We start from the raw sequence: 645 nt of genomic DNA on the forward strand, positions 1-645 counted from the left end.
CGGTAGGTGGATTTAATAATAAAACAGATAGTATGTGGATTGAATCTTCTGTAGGGACTCTTAATCAAACTCCTATAAGGCCTGATATTGTTGCACCTAGCGTAGATATAATGGGTTGCTATAAAAATAATTCATATATAAAGGCTAGTGGAACTGGTATAGCGAGTTCCATTACAAGTGGCATAACAGCTCTTATAGTAGATTTTTTAATATCACAAAGTGATTTAAACAAAAGCTTAATTTTTACAGATGTAATAAAAACTTATTTGATGGTAGGTGCTGATAGACTAGATATTTATAAATATCCAAATGTAAGAATGGGTTATGGTGTTTTAAATTTTAAAAATACTATACAGCAAATTGCAAAAAATATAAGATAAGCAGAGGTATCGAATGAAAATTAAAAAAAACTATGCTAGTTATTATAGTATTGATTATATTGTTAATGTTTATTATGATAAATTTATTTACTAGTAATAAAGCTAAAAATAAACAACATATAGAAGCTGACACAAATGATAATATTATTATAAAGATTAACGAAATGACATTAGATGAAAAAATTGGTCAAATGATACTAAGTGGATTTAATGGAACGAATTTTAATGGTGAATTAGATACCTTAATAAATGATTTGAAAGTAGG

The 645-nt window shown here is 26.5% G+C and carries 2 pseudogenes; both read left to right on the top strand.

Annotated elements, in window-relative coordinates:
- Positions 1-380 (top strand): annotated as a pseudogene (locus tag AZI32_RS17315) (S8 family serine peptidase); the annotation flags it as partial.
- A 74-nt stretch (positions 381-454) separates the two neighbouring features.
- Positions 455-645: pseudogene (locus AZI32_RS17320) on the top strand (hypothetical protein); the annotation flags it as partial.

The sequence above is a fragment of the Clostridium sp. ATCC 25772 genome (genome assembly GCF_001573875.1).
In the GTDB taxonomy this organism is placed as follows: Bacteria; Bacillota; Clostridia; order Clostridiales; family Clostridiaceae; genus Clostridium_J; species Clostridium_J senegalense.